11 protein-coding genes and 1 pseudogene are annotated in these 16109 nt (G+C 46.3%); 9 read left to right on the top strand and 3 right to left on the bottom strand.

The window, feature by feature from the left end:
* Window positions 1-58: 58 nt before the first annotated feature.
* Entirely contained in the window at window positions 59-2425 is a 2367-nt protein-coding gene (locus tag JMY03_RS04550; protein ID WP_201601450.1) for an FdhF/YdeP family oxidoreductase, read from the bottom strand.
* 491 nt (window positions 2426-2916) lie between these two features.
* Here JMY03_RS04550 and copM point away from each other — a divergent pair, with 491 nt between their 5' ends.
* Complete coding sequence (gene copM, locus JMY03_RS04555) at window positions 2917-3585, top strand: CopM family metallochaperone (RefSeq protein WP_201601453.1); 669 nt, start codon at window positions 2917-2919, stop codon at window positions 3583-3585.
* A 114-nt stretch (window positions 3586-3699) separates the two neighbouring features.
* Window positions 3700-5475, top strand: coding sequence for an FAD-dependent oxidoreductase (locus JMY03_RS04560; RefSeq protein ID WP_201601455.1), 1776 nt, complete (start codon window positions 3700-3702; stop codon window positions 5473-5475).
* Window positions 5476-5574: 99 nt separating this feature from the next.
* On the opposite strand, the gene JMY03_RS04565 is transcribed toward JMY03_RS04560, so the two are convergent.
* Together JMY03_RS04565 and JMY03_RS04570 are read right to left on the bottom strand one after the other, a co-directional pair.
* Window positions 5575-6363: a sulfite exporter TauE/SafE family protein gene (locus JMY03_RS04565; protein WP_227675483.1), complete on the bottom strand. Its 789-nt coding sequence runs from the start codon at window positions 6361-6363 to the stop codon at window positions 5575-5577.
* Between the two features lie 9 nt (window positions 6364-6372).
* On the bottom strand, window positions 6373-7293 hold the full coding sequence (locus JMY03_RS04570; protein WP_201601457.1) for a LysR family transcriptional regulator: 921 nt from the start codon (window positions 7291-7293) through the stop codon (window positions 6373-6375).
* 211 nt (window positions 7294-7504) lie between these two features.
* Between JMY03_RS04570 and JMY03_RS04575 the strand changes: the two are divergent.
* The 7 genes and pseudogenes from JMY03_RS04575 (at window position 7505) to JMY03_RS04605 (ending at window position 15802) form a co-directional block, all read left to right on the top strand.
* Window positions 7505-7894 (top strand): annotated as a pseudogene (locus JMY03_RS04575) (RidA family protein).
* A gap of 86 nt (window positions 7895-7980) precedes the next feature.
* Complete coding sequence (locus JMY03_RS04580; RefSeq protein WP_201601459.1) at window positions 7981-9456, top strand: aldehyde dehydrogenase family protein; 1476 nt, start codon at window positions 7981-7983, stop codon at window positions 9454-9456.
* A gap of 193 nt (window positions 9457-9649) precedes the next feature.
* Window positions 9650-10639 (top strand): membrane dipeptidase, encoded by a 990-nt coding sequence (locus JMY03_RS04585; RefSeq protein WP_201601460.1) that lies wholly within the window; start codon window positions 9650-9652, stop codon window positions 10637-10639.
* Between the two features lie 197 nt (window positions 10640-10836).
* Window positions 10837-12489 carry a BCCT family transporter gene (locus tag JMY03_RS04590; RefSeq protein WP_201601462.1) on the top strand — a complete coding sequence of 551 codons (1653 nt, stop codon included), beginning with the start codon at window positions 10837-10839 and terminating at the stop codon, window positions 12487-12489.
* Window positions 12490-12590: 101 nt separating this feature from the next.
* A complete protein-coding gene (locus JMY03_RS04595) occupies window positions 12591-14414 on the top strand; it encodes a hypothetical protein (protein ID WP_265089601.1) in 1824 nt (607 codons plus the stop codon).
* Window positions 14411-15136, top strand: a complete 726-nt coding sequence (locus tag JMY03_RS04600) for a DUF3726 domain-containing protein (protein ID WP_201558015.1) — start codon at window positions 14411-14413, stop codon at window positions 15134-15136. The genes JMY03_RS04595 and JMY03_RS04600 overlap by 4 nt, the downstream gene beginning before the upstream one ends.
* Window positions 15137-15475: 339 nt before the next feature.
* Window positions 15476-15802: a hypothetical protein gene (locus JMY03_RS04605; protein WP_156923968.1), complete on the top strand. Its 327-nt coding sequence runs from the start codon at window positions 15476-15478 to the stop codon at window positions 15800-15802.
* Window positions 15803-16109 lie beyond the last annotated feature (307 nt).

The following is a 16109-nucleotide window of genomic DNA, read 5'->3' on the forward strand; positions in this document are numbered from 1 at the left end:
TTAAAAATGGTGGGTTATACTAAGACAACCCACCTTATCATTACCACCGGACAAACCGTTAAGCCGAGACGGCGTGACCCTTGGCAACAGAGTCTTGGCGGACTTGCTCGGTACTGACTCGCTCTACTATCACCGTTGAGGACTTATAAGCGGGTATGTGCGAGCTTGGCGCATGGGTATCTAAATCGAATAAGTCATTACATTCAGGATAGTATGCGGCTACTGCATTGGCAGCGATGTCCATCTCGGTCAATACTAGCGGCCCTAACGTACGCATTTGCTCATGGCTATCTTGGCGAGAAATAGTAACTTTATCGCCTTTTTGCCAGCCCAAACGGCTGATCTCATCTGGATGCATAAACAGCACATCGCGGCGCTCGGTTTGACGATAGCGATCTTGGTGACCAAATATCATGGTATTGAACTGATCGTGACTGCGCACGCTAGTGAGCTGCCAGACTTTTTGTAAGTCATTAGCTGCCGCATTCTCATCCAAGCTATGATCTATCTCAGCTTGCAAGTCCTCAGACGCCTCTGCCATCTGCCGAGCGACAAAGGTAATTGGATACTTAGGTACTTCAAACTGTGCTTTGCCACTATCGGTATTCCAGACCCGATGACGCGCCGGATGATACAGATGGAAGCCGCGATCCGCCTCGCGCACACGGTGATTGAAGTCCTCAAAACCATCGATGGCTTGTGCCACATAATCACGAATGATGTCGAAGTCTTGGCTCATTGCTTGCCAAGGGATATCGCTATCACCTAACACGTGCACCGCTAAGTCCGCGATGATCTGCACCTCTGACTTAATGTCTTTGCTGATAGGTTTGAGGTTACCTTGCGAGCGTGAAACCTGACACATAGAGTCTTCGGTAGTGGCAAACTGCTCGCCTTTTTTGGTAATAATCTTCTCAGTACGGCTAATACACGGCAAGATAATATTGTTCGCGCCTGGATAGAGCATAGTGCCATTGAGCTTAGTACCGACAAAGACATTGAGCTGGGTCGTTGTGAGCGCTTGCTGAATAGCGCTCATATCAGGAGCGGCGACTGCATAGTTACCGCCCATACTGACAAAGGCTTTGAGCTTACCTTCGATTAGTGCTTTAGCGCCACCGACGACATCGAAGCCATCCTCGCGCGGCATTTCACGCTCAAAGACACGCTCTAAGCTATCGAGCAGCTCTTGCTTAGGACGCTCATGCACGCCCATAGTGCGATCGCCTTGCACATTTGAATGTCCGCGTACCGGAGAAGCGCCCGCCCCATCGACACCGATCATACCCATCAGCAGCAGTAGGTTAGTAATCATCGCTACGTTATCATCGCCTTGCACATGCTGGGTGATACCCATGCCCCAAGTACAGATGGTCTTAGGGCTAGCGGCGACTTGCTTGGCTAGCGCGACAATCTGCGCTTGCTCGATACCGCAGCCAAGCTCAATATCCGCCCAAGTTTGCTTATCAAGCCACTGCTGCAAAGGCTCATACCCTGAGGTATGCTCGGCGATAAAGCGCTCATCAATTTTATTATTGTCAATTAGCCACTTGGCTAATCCTGTCAATAAAGCAGCATCGCCGCCGATTTGGATTTGTACCACATCATCGACCATAGCATCGCTTTGGCCCGCTGCCATATGGCTCGGCTTTTGCGGATTTCTAAAGGCGCTTAGGCCCTGCTCGCGCATCGGATTGACCGAGATAATCTTGCAGCCTTGTTTGTGCGCGTGAGCGAGCATCTCAAGCATACGCGGGTGGTTCGTTGCTGGATTTTGTCCGAACATAATGATCAGTTTGGCTTGCTCGAAGTCCTCTAGCATCACCGTTGCTTTACCGACGCCTAGCTGCTTACCGAGCATGACTGAGGTCGGTTCGTGACACATATTGGAACAATCAGGTAGATTGTTAGTGCCATAGCAGCGCACAAAGAGCTGGTATAAGAAGGCCGGCTCATTGGTGACGCGGCCTGAGGTATAAAACAACGCTTCATCTGGTGAGGCAAGTTTATTGAGCTCATCAGCGATGATTTGATACGCATCATCCCAAGCGATAGGCAGATATTTGTCTTGTTTGGCATCATAGCGCATCGGCTCAGATAGGCGACCGCTATGCTCAAGCTCATAGCCGCTCCAGCCTTGTAGCTCGGTCACAGTATGGCGAGCAAAAAACTGAGCATCGGCTTTCACGGACATGGTTTCGCTAGCGAGTGCTTTAATCCCTGTTTCGCAGACATCAAGGGTCTTATGCGACTTATGATCCGGCCAAGCACAGCCTGGACAATCAAAACCGCCATTTGGCTGATTGCTTTGTAATACGCTCAGGCTACCACGCAAGAACGACTTATAATCCATAAGTTTGCGCGTAGAAGCCACTAGCGCCGGCCAGCCTGCCGCAGGATGGGAATAAATAGGAATTTTTCGCATAGCAAACCTCGCGCACAAATGAGTGAAAAACCGATAGTGATGACTTTATCTTAGCACTACTTTTACGCAAATAAACGCGCTTATAATAAAAAGTAGCAAAACTCCTTAAACCAGCACCAAATGAGTCATATTAATCCTGCATAATCTTATACTTAAATCTGTATCGGTTGTTATGCGTATATGCGTGATTGTTGTTTATCCATTATAAAAACACCATGAGAACAGCATAAAACCAGCTATAAAAGCAGCTATAAATATTGACTGTCATTCGCTCTTTACAAGGGTGCCAATTTCATTATCGCTCTTAATTTTTATCAATTTTCTTAACTAGGATGCTCTTATTGGGCTTGCCTATCTGTATCACCGATGCTTGTATCCCGTCCACCTTTCTACTCTACTTTTATAAAGACACTGGGCGTATAAGACACTGAGTAACATCTTTTTATCACTCTATTTCTATTTTTATCACCCTATTTAAGTAAGGACGTACCATGATAGCTATTAAGCGTTCATGCTTAGCAGTAGTAACCGCAAGTCTTAGTGCCACCTTAGCACTTAGCGCTTGCGGGCCGACCAATGATGATATCGCTCATAGTGAATCGAGCACGGCTATGTATCAGGCCTATAATGACTCTATGACTAAGATGCACAGTGAGATGATGTTGGGCATGGGCTACAACGACCCTGATTCAGCTTTTACTCAAGGAATGTTAGGCCATCATCTCGGTGCCGTTGATATGGCTAAGACTCAGCTCAAATACGGTAAAGACCCGGAGATGCTACAACTGGCGCAAAAGATCATCGACGCACAAGAAGTCGAGATCGAGCAGATGCAAAACTGGCTAAATAGCCATCCTGATGTCGCCGCCCCCATGGCTGACACTGGCGCTATGCAGCAAGCTTATGCCACTGGTATGAATGATATGCATGGTGAGATGACGCTTGGTATTACCGACCCTAATCCCGACATGGCCTTTGCACGCGGTATGCTCCCCCACTATAGAGGCGCGGTAGATATGGCTGAGGTGCAGCTTGAGTATGGAAAAGATCCGGAGATGCTGCAATTGGCGCAAGAGATTATTGCCGCTCAGCAGCCGGAGATCGAGCAGATGCAAAACTGGATCAAAGCTAACGGCGGTGTAGAGTCTAACGCTCAATAGCGCCTTAGGCGGTCACAGCCAAAGAGCCAAACAAAGTTATCAACAAAGATATAACACTTATAAAAATAACGAAGTATAGTCGATACACTCTAAAAATGTCATAGCGCTACTGGGATGAATTTTGCGCAGCCTCTGGGAACGCAGCACGCAAGTAAAATTTATACCAGTAGCGCGTTTAAATCCATAACAGTTTTACATTCAGCTAACTATATAACTAGGTCTACTACGAACCGTAAAATACTCATCGCAGGCGGCGGTATCTCGGGGCTAACTGCCGCTTTTGAGCTGTCCGAAGACCCAAATCTAGAGATTACTGTTGTGGAGTCTCGTGCGCGCTGCGGTGGCAAAATGATTGGGTATTTTAATGAAGAGGCGCAGCGTTTTGAAGAGCACTCTATTCGCGCTTTAAGCTCGACTTATTTTTCTTTGTTTAATCTCTTTGATCGGGCGAGCTTATTGCATATGTTGACGCCTGTTGATAACTATCAGTTTTATCAAAGTGGTAATAACGCGCTTGATGACGAAAAGATACAGAGCAAAAATAGCGGTAATAAAGTCGCTGTCGATAGACGCGCGTCGTTAGATTTGGCGACTATTGAGTCGATGATTGAGACCTTTAATCTCAACAAAAAAGACATGCTGCAACTGGTGCAGCGCATCGTCCATCACGTCAATGCCTCTGATGAAGAGCGTGCAGCAATGGCTCATAAAAAAGCAGGCGACATTATCGGTATCGATGACTTTGACGCGCATACTAAGCGCTTTATAACCAATTGGTTCGGGATTTTGACGGGCGCGCGCATGCATAGTAAAGCGGTCGATATCATGGACAGCTTTGTACTGGTGTTCCTGCCGATGCTTGACGCGCCTGTGCTGCCAAAAGGCGTGGCTTCTAAGTCCTACTGCTTTAATCGTCCCACATCCAAGGTCATTGACGCGTTAGTTGATAAGCTAAAAAAGCGCGGGGTCAAATTCATCACCCAAACACGGATAGTCAATCTGCATCACCATGATAACGAGCAGCTGAGCATAGATATTCAAGCAAGTGACAGTCAATTACAACATACCCTGCAAGACCAGCGTTTTGATGCGGCAGTAATGGCGCTACCGCATGAGGTGCTGTGGAAACTGGGGCTCATGCCGCAAGTCAAAAAGCCGTTCAATGATGAATGGTCGTTTGGCACTCAGTATCCGTTGAGCGAAGTGCCAAAAGTTTTTGAGCCATTTTTGGGTAAGTCCTATAATCTATGCTTTGATGCGCCGTGGAATATCGTCTTTCAAATTCAGCATCGTGACGGCTTTTGGCAGGATGTTGAGTTTCCTAACGGCTTTGACTATAACCTATCGGCCACTTGTAGCTCACCGTTTAATAAAGGCTCGCTGTTTGGCAAGCGCTTTATGGAGTGTAGCCCTGAGGAAGCTGCCGAGGAAATCCTTTATCAGCTAGGTATCACCGATGCCGCCGAGCGTAAAGCTATTGCAAAAGGCGGCTCTATTGACGCTATCAATCTACGCTATACCGAGGATTGGCAAGACTATGCTGATATCGAAACGGCAGAGATGGGTATCTTGCAAGAGAACGGTAAGCGCTGGGTTAACTTAGCGCAAATCTACGTACGTAATGCCGATGACGAGCTGATTGATACTGCGACGCAGTGGGACAATATAGTGTTAGCTGGCGAGATTATCTCAGTGACTGGACGCTGGAAAATCCCAACGATGGAGCAAGCAGCCACCTCTGGTAAACAAGCGGCGCAAGCGCTATTTGATTATCTAAACATAGATACTCCAGTCAGCTTAGAGACGTCAACTTTGCTTAATCAAAAGCGCTATAAATATCTTGATCCGTTAGTGACGGCTATGAGCAAAACAGCCAATGCGCTGTCCTAGACTACTGTAAACGTTAAGATAGCCACTAACCCTTAGTGAACGTGATATTCACTAAGGGTTTTTATCGATGATACATCTGTTTTGTAGAAGTAAACACTATTAAAGCAACCACTCTATATTCTGTACGATCATTACCAAACCACTGACTACCATGAGTAAAATCAGCATGACTCGAAACTGCTTCACACTCATGCCCGCCAAAAAGCGCTTGCCAATGACATTACCGGCGATAGCGCCTAATCCTAATACCAAACCATATATCCAAAGCTGCGCGGTCAAGATACCAAAAAAAGTATAACTACCTATCTGAGCGATACCTACAAAGAACGAATTGGCGGTTTTGGTGGCGATAAGGTCTTCTTTTTTGAGTCCCGTATTCATATAAAACGGATTGAGTACAGGCCCCAAACCTCCTACCAAAGTGCTGATAAGAGCGGTCACAAAACCCAGAGGTATAAAGCCTAATTTTGGCATATTAAAAGACTTATCAACTTTGCCAAACCTGTATTGAAATACAGTAGAGATAAGGAAAATACCAACCAATAGCTGAATCCAATTAGCATTTAGACGACTAAACAAAAATGCTGCCAGCCATGCACCGATGACAGCGCTTGGTACATAGTATTTTACCAATGACCAGTCGATATCCTGCCAAAATAAGTACAGCCGCGAAGGACGACTTATAAAAGTACCTAGGTTAATAATGGGAGCGGCTGACGAGGCACCGAATAGCCAAGAGGTAACCGGTATCAGCAGCAAAGCACCGCCGCCACCTGACACAGTAGATATGATAAAAGCCAATATGCCTGCAAAAAACAAGGCTGCTAAGTGCCAAGTCGCCATCGATTGTAAAACCGCAAAAACATCAAACATTATCGAATGAGACACTACCAATCCTTATAACAAATAATCCTGTTTGACATACTCCACGCACCACTTATGAAACGTTTGCGCCGCAGGTGAGATCGTCTTATTCGCTCTCTTAAAAATGCCTATTTGCCGGGTCAAAGCTGGCCTGAGTAGCGGCAGCCAAATCAGATCAGGCTCATTAGACGGAAAAGCCAGCTTAGGCAAAGTGGTGATACCAAGACCGTGACGCAATAGAGAAAATAAGGAAGTGATATTCTCAACCGTATAGCGCGCTTGCCGGTTTAACACCTCGGCAGGGGTGTTCTCCAGCAGGCCACAAGTACCATTATAAATAAACGGCTGCTCGATAAGTTGTTGCCATTTTAGACCTGTCGCAAACCCTGCTTTTCTTTGCGCGGCTGTCGCGTTCTGTAGCTCATCAGTTAGCGCATTACTCTTTAGGCAAACCACGCCGATCGGATCCGCTATCAAAGGCGTAAAATCGATATCGGCTTGGTTAATGGTATGGCAATTCCCCAAAGCCAAATCCACCTCTCCTGCCAGCAGCCTATTGGTCACCCCAACCGAATTGTCATCTATCAGGACAATCTCAATGTCAGGATATCTTTTGGAATACTCAGCCAACACGCTAGGCAACAGTTTAGTCACAAGTGACGGTACGCTTGCCACTCTGATCTTACCTTTATCGCCCGCCGCTACTGCTTGCAAATCTTCCTCAAGCGCCTGATACACCGCCATAAACTGAGTAATTTTGGGTAAACACACCTCGCCAAAAGCGCTAAGGGTAGCTTTGTTACCGCTTTCAAATAACGGCTTGCCAAGCGATTTTTCCAGCTCTTTGATAGAAGCTGATAATGCCGCTTGCGTGCGGTGTGCGTGCTCTGCGGCAGCGCGAAAACCGCCCTCTTCTACCACGAGTAAAAAATGCCGCAGCTGTTGTATTTTCATAATTCATCACCTAAGACCATGCACTGACAATTTAACTTACATGATAAATAAAATCTATCATTATTAATATTTAATGAGTTAGATTTGTCATATTAAAACAAGTAGCATAAATGCTAACCACAGGACTATTGACCAGAACTATCAAACAACGATTTAAAGTTGTGATAGCTGTTTATGACATCTATTAATGTTATCTAAGGAAGCTTGCGTTATGACCACTCATTCAGCCAAACAAGCGGTAAAAACCTCACTTTACGCTTCCAAATCTCCTTTAGAGTGGGGGATTACTAACAATGGCACGTTATATACCGCGCAGATTCCTATCGATGATAAAGGAGAAGTCGTTAGCGGCGGCATCGAAGCACAAACGCGGCAGACGCTTGATAACCTCAAGCATACCTTGCAAAGCGCAGGCGTGGGCATGGACGCGGTATTATAAGTGCTGATCTATGTGACCGACCGCGAGTATCTCAAAACCGTTAACCAAGTCTATGCCGAATATTTTGAAGCGCCCTACCCAAACCGTGCTGCGCTCGTAATAGCAGGACTGGCAAGAGAAGAGATGCTGGTTGAGCTGGTCGTTTATGCTGCTGTGCCTTAAGCTCTATATGCCTTATTGGCAATAATTATAATTATAGTTAAATCAACTTTTTCGTTTATTCAAACTATCTTATCAAGGATTTATTTATGTCTACTCAAACTGCACAAAACACCCTAAAGCAAGACCCAACGAAATCCCTTTATATCAATGGTGAATGGCAAAGCGGTACAGACACTATCGCCAATATTAACCCCTCAAACACTAGCGAAAATCTGGGTGATTTTGCCCAGGCGAGCAAGGATCAAGTCAAAGACGCCATTGCAGCGGCACGTCAGGCGCAGCCCAAATGGGAAGCGACGCCGCTTGAAAAAAAACAATCTATCCTACAAGCGATCGGCGATGAGATGATTGCGCGCTGTGACGAGCTTGGCACGCTACTATCACTAGAAGAAGGTAAACCATTCGCAGAGGGTCGCGGTGAGATTTATCGTGCCGGTCAGTTCTTTCATTACTACGCCGCTGAAGTCTTACGTCAAATGGGCGATCTGGCAGATTCAGTCCGCCCAGGCGTTAAAGTCGAAGTCACTCGCGAAGCGGTCGGCGTGGTGGCAATTATCTCTCCTTGGAACTTCCCAACTGCGACTGCCGTTTGGAAAATCGCCCCTGCTCTCGCCTTTGGCAACAGCGTGATTTGGAAGCCTGCTAATTTAACGCCAGCAAGTGCTGTGGCGATGGCTGAGATCATCCACCGTCAAGGCTTGCCAGAGGGTACGTTCAACTTAGTATTAGGTGGCGGCTCATCTGTCGGCGACGCGCTGATTCACTCAACCGATATCGACGCGGTCAGCTTTACAGGCTCTGTACCGACAGGCCGCAAAGTTGCTGCCGCTACTGCGCCGAACTTTGTGCGTTGCCAGCTTGAGATGGGCAGCAAAAACGCTCTTGTTATCGCTGATGATGCCGATATGCAAATCGCAGTTGATGCCGCGATTGCCGGCGCATTTGGCGGCTCGGGACAGAAATGTACTGCCTCCTCTCGCTTGATTGTAATGGATAGTGTCCATGATACCTTTGTCGAGGCGATGGTTGAACGTATGAAAACCCTAAAGGTCGGTCACGCATTAGATGACGGTATCTTTATGGGGCCGGTGGTCGATGACAAGCAACTAGCAGCCAATATGGACTGGGTTGAAAAAGCCAAACAAGCAGGCGCTAATCTCGCCTATGGCGGCGAGCGTCTACAAAAGCAGCACGACGGCTACTATATGGCGCCAACGCTATTTACTGAGACTGACAACAGCTGGGATGTCAACCAAGAAGAAGTATTTGCTCCCTTAGCTTGCGTGATACGCGCCAAGGATTTAGAAGAGGCGATTGCCATGACCAACGACACGCGTTTTGGCTTGACTGGCGGTATCATCACCCAAAGCTTGCGTAATAGCGCCCTGTTTAAAGAGCAAGTACAAGCCGGCTGCGTCATGGTTAATTTAGCGACTGCGGGTACGGATTATCACGTGCCCTTTGGCGGGCGTAAACAGTCAAGCTTTGGCCCGCGAGAGCAAGGTCAATACGCCAAAGAGTTTTATACCATTGTTAAGACCGCTTATCAAAAGGCGTATTAAGAAAAATGAATATAAAGCACTTAATTTGTCATAGCTAATATAAAGTTAAGTATGCTGGGATGAATTTTTCGAAGCCTCTGTGAGCATGGCGAACAGCAAGCGAGGAAAATTTATACCTGCTATACGAAATAATTGACAGCCTTATTTAAATGAGTGCCTGACATACTTTATCAAAGCACAAAAGGATAACAAGATGTACCAAGACCATATCGTCATCGACGGCTTGCAATATAGCAATTGGGATCGTGATTATTTTAAGATGCTACAGGCCAGCGGTATCAACGCGGTACATGCTACTTTAGTCTATCACGAAGATGCGCGTCAGACCATGACTCGCTTTGCTGAATGGAATAGGCACTTTGAGAAAAACAGCGATTTGATTTTACCTGTCTATGATGTTGAAGATATCAAAACCGCGAAAGAGGAAGGCAAAGTTGGCATCTTTTTTGGCGCACAGAACTGCTCGCCTATCGATGATGAGATTGGCCTTATTAGCGTGATGCGCCGTTTAGGACTGCTGATTATGCAGCTGACTTATAACAACCAAAGCCTGCTCGCCACCGGTTGTTATGAGTCCAAAGACAGCGGCGTGACCCGTTTCGGTCAGCAAGCAATTAAAGAGATGAACCGCGTCGGCATGATTATCGATATGTCGCACAGCGCCGAGCAGTCCACGCTTGAAGCGATAGAGCACTCTAGCCGTCCGATCTGTATCAGTCACGCCAACCCCACTACTGCCCATGACGCGCTGCGTAATAAGTCTGATACCGTGATTAGCGCCTTGACTAAGGCTGGCGGCTTGCTTGGCTTTAGTTTATATCCGTTTCATCTGCCCAATGGTAGCGACTGCACGCTTGATGATTTTTGCACGATGATTGCTGATTGCGCCGATAAGTACGGCGCCCGGCACTTAGCCATCGGTAGCGACTTGTGTCTTAATCAGCCAAAATCCGTACTCGAGTGGATGCGTAATGGCCGCTGGTCAAAGGCGATGGACTACGGCGAAGGCAGTGCTAACAATTCAGGTTGGCCAGATAACTTGCCTTGGTTTGCTGGCGAGAAAGGTATGGAGAACATCTATAACGGTCTGCTTCAACACGGTTTCAATGAAGCTGACGCAGGCAAAATCATCGGTCAAAACTGGTTCGACTTTTTAGAGCAAGGAATTAAGCCTTTGACTTAAATCTTTTGATCACATCTTTAATACTCAGACTTATATTTTATTCAATCCTTTATGACGCTATAAGGCATCAGTTGTTTTTGGCGTTAACCTTTATTTGACATCATACCATTGAAGCTCTTGAACTTTTACGGCTGATTTCATTGATATGATTTAAGCTAACGCATGACGACGTCATGACAACTACAGGAAGCCAAACCATGGCTGATTTAAAGGGACTTAAGCAAGACGAGCTCGGACGCTCATCTACTCTAGTAGAAGAAAACACTGATACTTTGGGACTCAAAAACCCAGCTTTTTGGTATAGCGGCGGTTTTATTACCCTGTTTGTACTAATGGCTATTTTTGCAGAAGAGCAGCTAGCCGTCGTCGTCAACACGGCTTTTGCTTGGTCTGCTGATATTTTTGGGCCTTTTTGGCAGATACTCCTCCTTGCCACCTTTGTTATTGCCCTAGCCGTTGGCGCTGGTCGTACGGGCCGGGTAATTTTGGGTAATCTGCCCAAGCCTGAGATGGACAACTTTAAATGGATGGCGATTCTGTTTTGTACCCTGCTCGCAGGCGGCGGCGTATTTTGGGCAGCAGCTGAGCCTATCGCTCATTTTGTCGCTGCGCCGCCCGTCTACGGGGAAGCCGCTGATCTACAGCAGCGCGCTTTTAATGCCTTGTCGCAATCTTTTATGCATTGGGGGTTTTTGGCGTGGTCGATTGTTGGCAGCTTGACCGCTATCGTAATTATGCATTTGCATTATGATAAGGGTCTACCGCTCAAGCCGCGTACCCTACTCTATCCAGTATTTGGTGAGCGAGTATTGACCGGGCAGACCGGCGCTATTATCGATGCTTGCTGTATCATCGCTGTGGCTGCAGGTACTATTGGTCCGATTGGTTTTTTAGGGCTGCAGACCAGTTACGCGCTAAACGAGCTATTTGGCATTCCAGATACCTTTGTCACTCAGCTGATTATTATCGTTGGCGCTATTGTGCTTTATACCATTTCGGCGATTAGTGGTTTGGCGCGCGGTATGCAATTACTAAGCCGCTTTAACGTTATATTAGCCGTTGCACTGATGCTATTTATTTTAATCTTTGGACCGAGCAACTTTATTGTTAACGGCTACATTCAAGGCGTCGGCACGATGGTACAAAACTTCATTCCGATGGCGACGTTTCGCGGTGATGAGGGCTGGCTTGGCGGCTGGACGGTGTTCTTTTGGGGCTGGTTTTTGGGCTATGGGCCGATGATGGCGATCTTTATCGCGCGTATCTCGCGAGGTCGCACCATTCGCCAATTAATCACTACGGTCTGTATCATCGCGCCGCTGGTAACTTGCTTTTGGTTCACGGTCGTAGGCGGTTCAGGCCTTGCTTTTGAGATTGCCAATCCGGGTGTGGTTAGTAGCGCTTTTGAAGGGTTTAATCTACCAGGTGCCCTGCTAGCCGTTACACAGTCATTACCTTTCCCATTAATCGTCTCAATACTGTTCCTTATTTTGACTACGGTGTTTATCGTCACTACAGGCGACTCGATGACTTATACTATTAGTGTGGTCATCAGCGGCGAGCGCGAGCCTAACGCTATGATTCGTACCTTTTGGGGGATAATGATGGGTATTACGGCTATCGTTTTAATCTCTTTAGGATCAGGCAGCGTCAGTGCCTTGCAGTCCTTTATTGTAATTACCGCGATGCCTGTCTCCTTTATTCTGCTGCCGTCGCTTTGGAATGGGCCACAAATTGCTCAACAAATGGCACGTGATCAGGACCTTTATCGTCCTAATCGCGTGGAGACTGACTATCTCATTCAAGAGGAGAGATTAGAAAAACAGGCTATCGTTAAAGAGCTGGATTAACTTTAAAACCTTAACCGGCAAAGCTCAATATAATCGGTCATTTCGTCACTTAATACTGTACTAAATGACCGGCTCAATACACGACTTACCACGGAGGCATTATGAATTTCGATCATGCAAATGATAATAGTATGACAGGCATTGAGCTGGCAAAACGTTCTTTACGTGCCCCTAATGTAGTCATGGACGCTGAGCGGCTTGGCGCTATGCATCAGACGCGCATTAGCTTTGTGCGTACTTTGCTACGTAAGATAGATAGAGAGCAATGGACGCTCAAAACCTATCTTTGGGATTTAGATGACAATGGTTATGGCCAAGTGATTTACCGCTTGCAGACCGCTGAGCATGTCTATCATTTGGTAGTGTTTTGCAATGAGCTGGCAGATGATGAGCGTAACGACAGGGTGATTGCACAGAAGTGGGATGTCACCTTTGGTCTCGTGTATGGCGAGATTGGGCAAGAGCTACTCGATCAGCTCAAAGCTAACGTACCGCTACAAGAAGCGGGCCGCAACTCTAACATGGTCATGGTGCTGGCGCGCGCGAACAAGAGTGTGCGCGTGTTTGAGCACACAGTCTCACGCTTAGCAGAGGGCCAGCAGCCGGATCTCGATATCCTAGCGAAAGTGGGCTACATCCTGCGCACTACCGCCGTTTATGGTAATGGCAAATTTGGTATTTATGATTTTGAGCCGCTGAATCACAGCGAGGATTTTAATCAGTCTTTTCGCGCGCAGATGTGCGCCGTTTATTTATTACGTGAATTCAGTCTTGATTGGGTCGACTATTTAGCGCATAAGCGCGGCGGTGACAAGGCCATCACGCTACATCCTGAGATAAAGCGCTATTTGGGCATCGGTAATGCCACAGGTCTAGGCATGGCGCCTTATTTGATTAATCATCCCTGCATTGTCGATCAATGGCTGACCACGCGAGAAGAGGCGCTACAAGCGACACTCGTCAACGAAATCAATTCAAAAAAAGCGGCTTATTTCTCAACTTTACTCAACCGCGCTATTCAGCATTTTACCCAAATCATCACTATCGATGAGACACAAGCCTCGTTAAACAACACTGCAGTAAAAGAGCTGACCTTACTACGCAATAATTTACTGACGACAATAAAGAGCTACCAGACTTGGGGCGATTTTTTGCACGCGCATAATGACTTAAGTTATGAAGCCCAAGAGGTCATTATCTCTTGCTTGATGGAGCTTTATCCTGAGCAAGTAGACGCCTTTCAAGAAAAGGTCAACGCCGATGAGACCTTGTCGCTACCGAAAGGTAAAACAGTTGCAGACTTGCTCGAGGTATTACAAAGCCGTTATCAGTGGGCGATTAATCTTGACTTCAATGAGCCGGATAACAGTTATTGGTTTTGGTATCGCTCGATAGATAAAGAAGAGCCGCGTATGGGCGTGCGCGGAGAGGAACCTGGCGATGATCGTGAGCTGTCGTTAGATATCGCGCGGCAAGTGAACCGCTTATATGTAGCGCTCAAACAAGCCGAGCCTGAGCGGCTGCTTTCAGAGTTTATCTTAAAACAGCCCAAGTATCGCACTATCGCCCGCCGCGTTTGGACAATGGGTCATAAAGCGATGGGCGATATCCAAATGAACGTACTACAAAAGGACACTCTGCCTATTCATCTGCTGCGCTGCAAACTATCGATGTTTGGCGCAACCAAATTCGATCCACGCTCCGATCGCTGGGTACGAGTGACGTTATTTCAGGGTGCGCCGCTGTTCAATGAAGTCCATAGCGATGAGTGGCTGTTTCCGCTGCTGCCAAGCCTACCTTTGGATAAGAGGTCTATAGCGGAGCAGCCAACCATACTGGCTACCGATGCACCCAATGGACCACTGCCGACAATGCCCATTGCGCCCAACCATGCAGATAAAGCGATGAAGGAGATAGAGTTATGATCGTCTCACGCAATGAGATTGTCAGTACCGTGTACAAAGCCTTTACCGGTATGCACCGCGAAGTGGGCGAAGCCGATCTAGTCGCCACTATGGTTGCCGAATTGCAAATGGCGGGGCTTGATGGCGTTGAGCAATTCAATAATGCTACGCCTTATATCTTGACGGAGCAAGATACGCCTATCGATATCGTTGATGAGAGCGAGACTGAGATTCGCTTTAATTTGCATAGCAGCAGCTTAGCTTGCCACCTGCCTGCTATCATGGACTACGCGCTAGAAAAAATGGGAGATCTTAAGCATTATAAAATCTATATCGAGAACTGCCATAATCGCTGGCTGGCTTATAGCGAGCTGGTCAATTTATCGAACAAAGGTATCGCCTGCCTTGCCAAATGGGACAATGGTAGCGCGCCGAAGCACACTTTATTTACCCTAAATCAAGGCTTTACCTATCCTGATATTTACTTTTTTAATGACATTCAAGCCAATTACAACACCGACGATATGATAATTGAGCTTGCAACGTCAAATTTCGATATCGATAACGAGAGCCGAGATTTTGATCATAAGATATCGACTGATGAGCTGTATGAGACGCATAATCGCGCTTGGAAAGAAGGCATCTATGTCGATGATGAGCAGTGGCAGACCCTCAAAAAAACGGCGGCGGCTATCTTAGTAGAAAATAGTGACACCTCAAGCAAAGGCGCAGGCGGCGTATAACCAAGCATTGAAGAGTTAAGCTCTCAACATCTTAAATACAATACAACCTTTATAGCCCTCATAGCTAACCACTTTGAGAGTTTTTTATCGTTTAAACAGCCGTTAAAAATAAATATGTAAAAAAATGAATATAATAGAAACAGTGTAGAAATTTTTTGCTATGATGATATTTTGCAGATATAAGTTCAACCGTATTTCTCTTACATTCTATCTGACATTGTAGTTTTAAGATTGATCATGCCAGTGTGTCAGATATCAGCGGGTTTTGGCGTTATGAGGTCGCATATGCTACAGGTCAGCTATTCTATTAAGTGTTGGTTATTGAGCTTTAGCTTTTATATGATGTTTTATTTCATAGTATTTGCTAAGGGTTATGCTTCTATCGAGCTCCTTTATTTATTAGGAGTTAGCACCTTATTGTTCCCTATATCCAAACGCATTATAGATGCCTTATGTGACACCTTGATACCCAATACTGCTCTATTTCATGGCCTACTTCTACCGTTTATTATTAATAGTCTAATATGGCTGCTGACACCTTTTATCATCGCCTTAACGTTAGTGGTCTATACAGTCTGCGCTATTAGCAAATCTATCAACCCTATAAGTCACCCTAAAGATCAGCGTCTGCAGCAAAAGATCAAGCGCCGTAGCAAGCGCAGATAAGTAGCAAGCGCAGATAAGTAGCAAGCGCAGATAAAATATCAAGATAATAGTAGAAACAAGCAGACAATAGTTTTCAAAATCAAGCCGATACTCTTGTTACCGTCATTGCTATACTCTAAGTGATTTAATAATGCCGTTACAAAAGTAAACAGCACGCCAAACTGCTATATCTTCGCTCATCGATAAAACCTATCCTACTTTCTTTTAGTAAGCCAATAGTAAGGTCTGTGCTTGATGCTGAGAGCTGAATTCATCGCTCTGCTCTACTCTCTTAACGCCAAGAGAGTAACATTTACTACACAGACGC

Source organism: Psychrobacter submarinus (assembly GCF_904846685.1).
Taxonomy (GTDB): domain Bacteria; phylum Pseudomonadota; class Gammaproteobacteria; order Pseudomonadales; family Moraxellaceae; genus Psychrobacter; species Psychrobacter submarinus.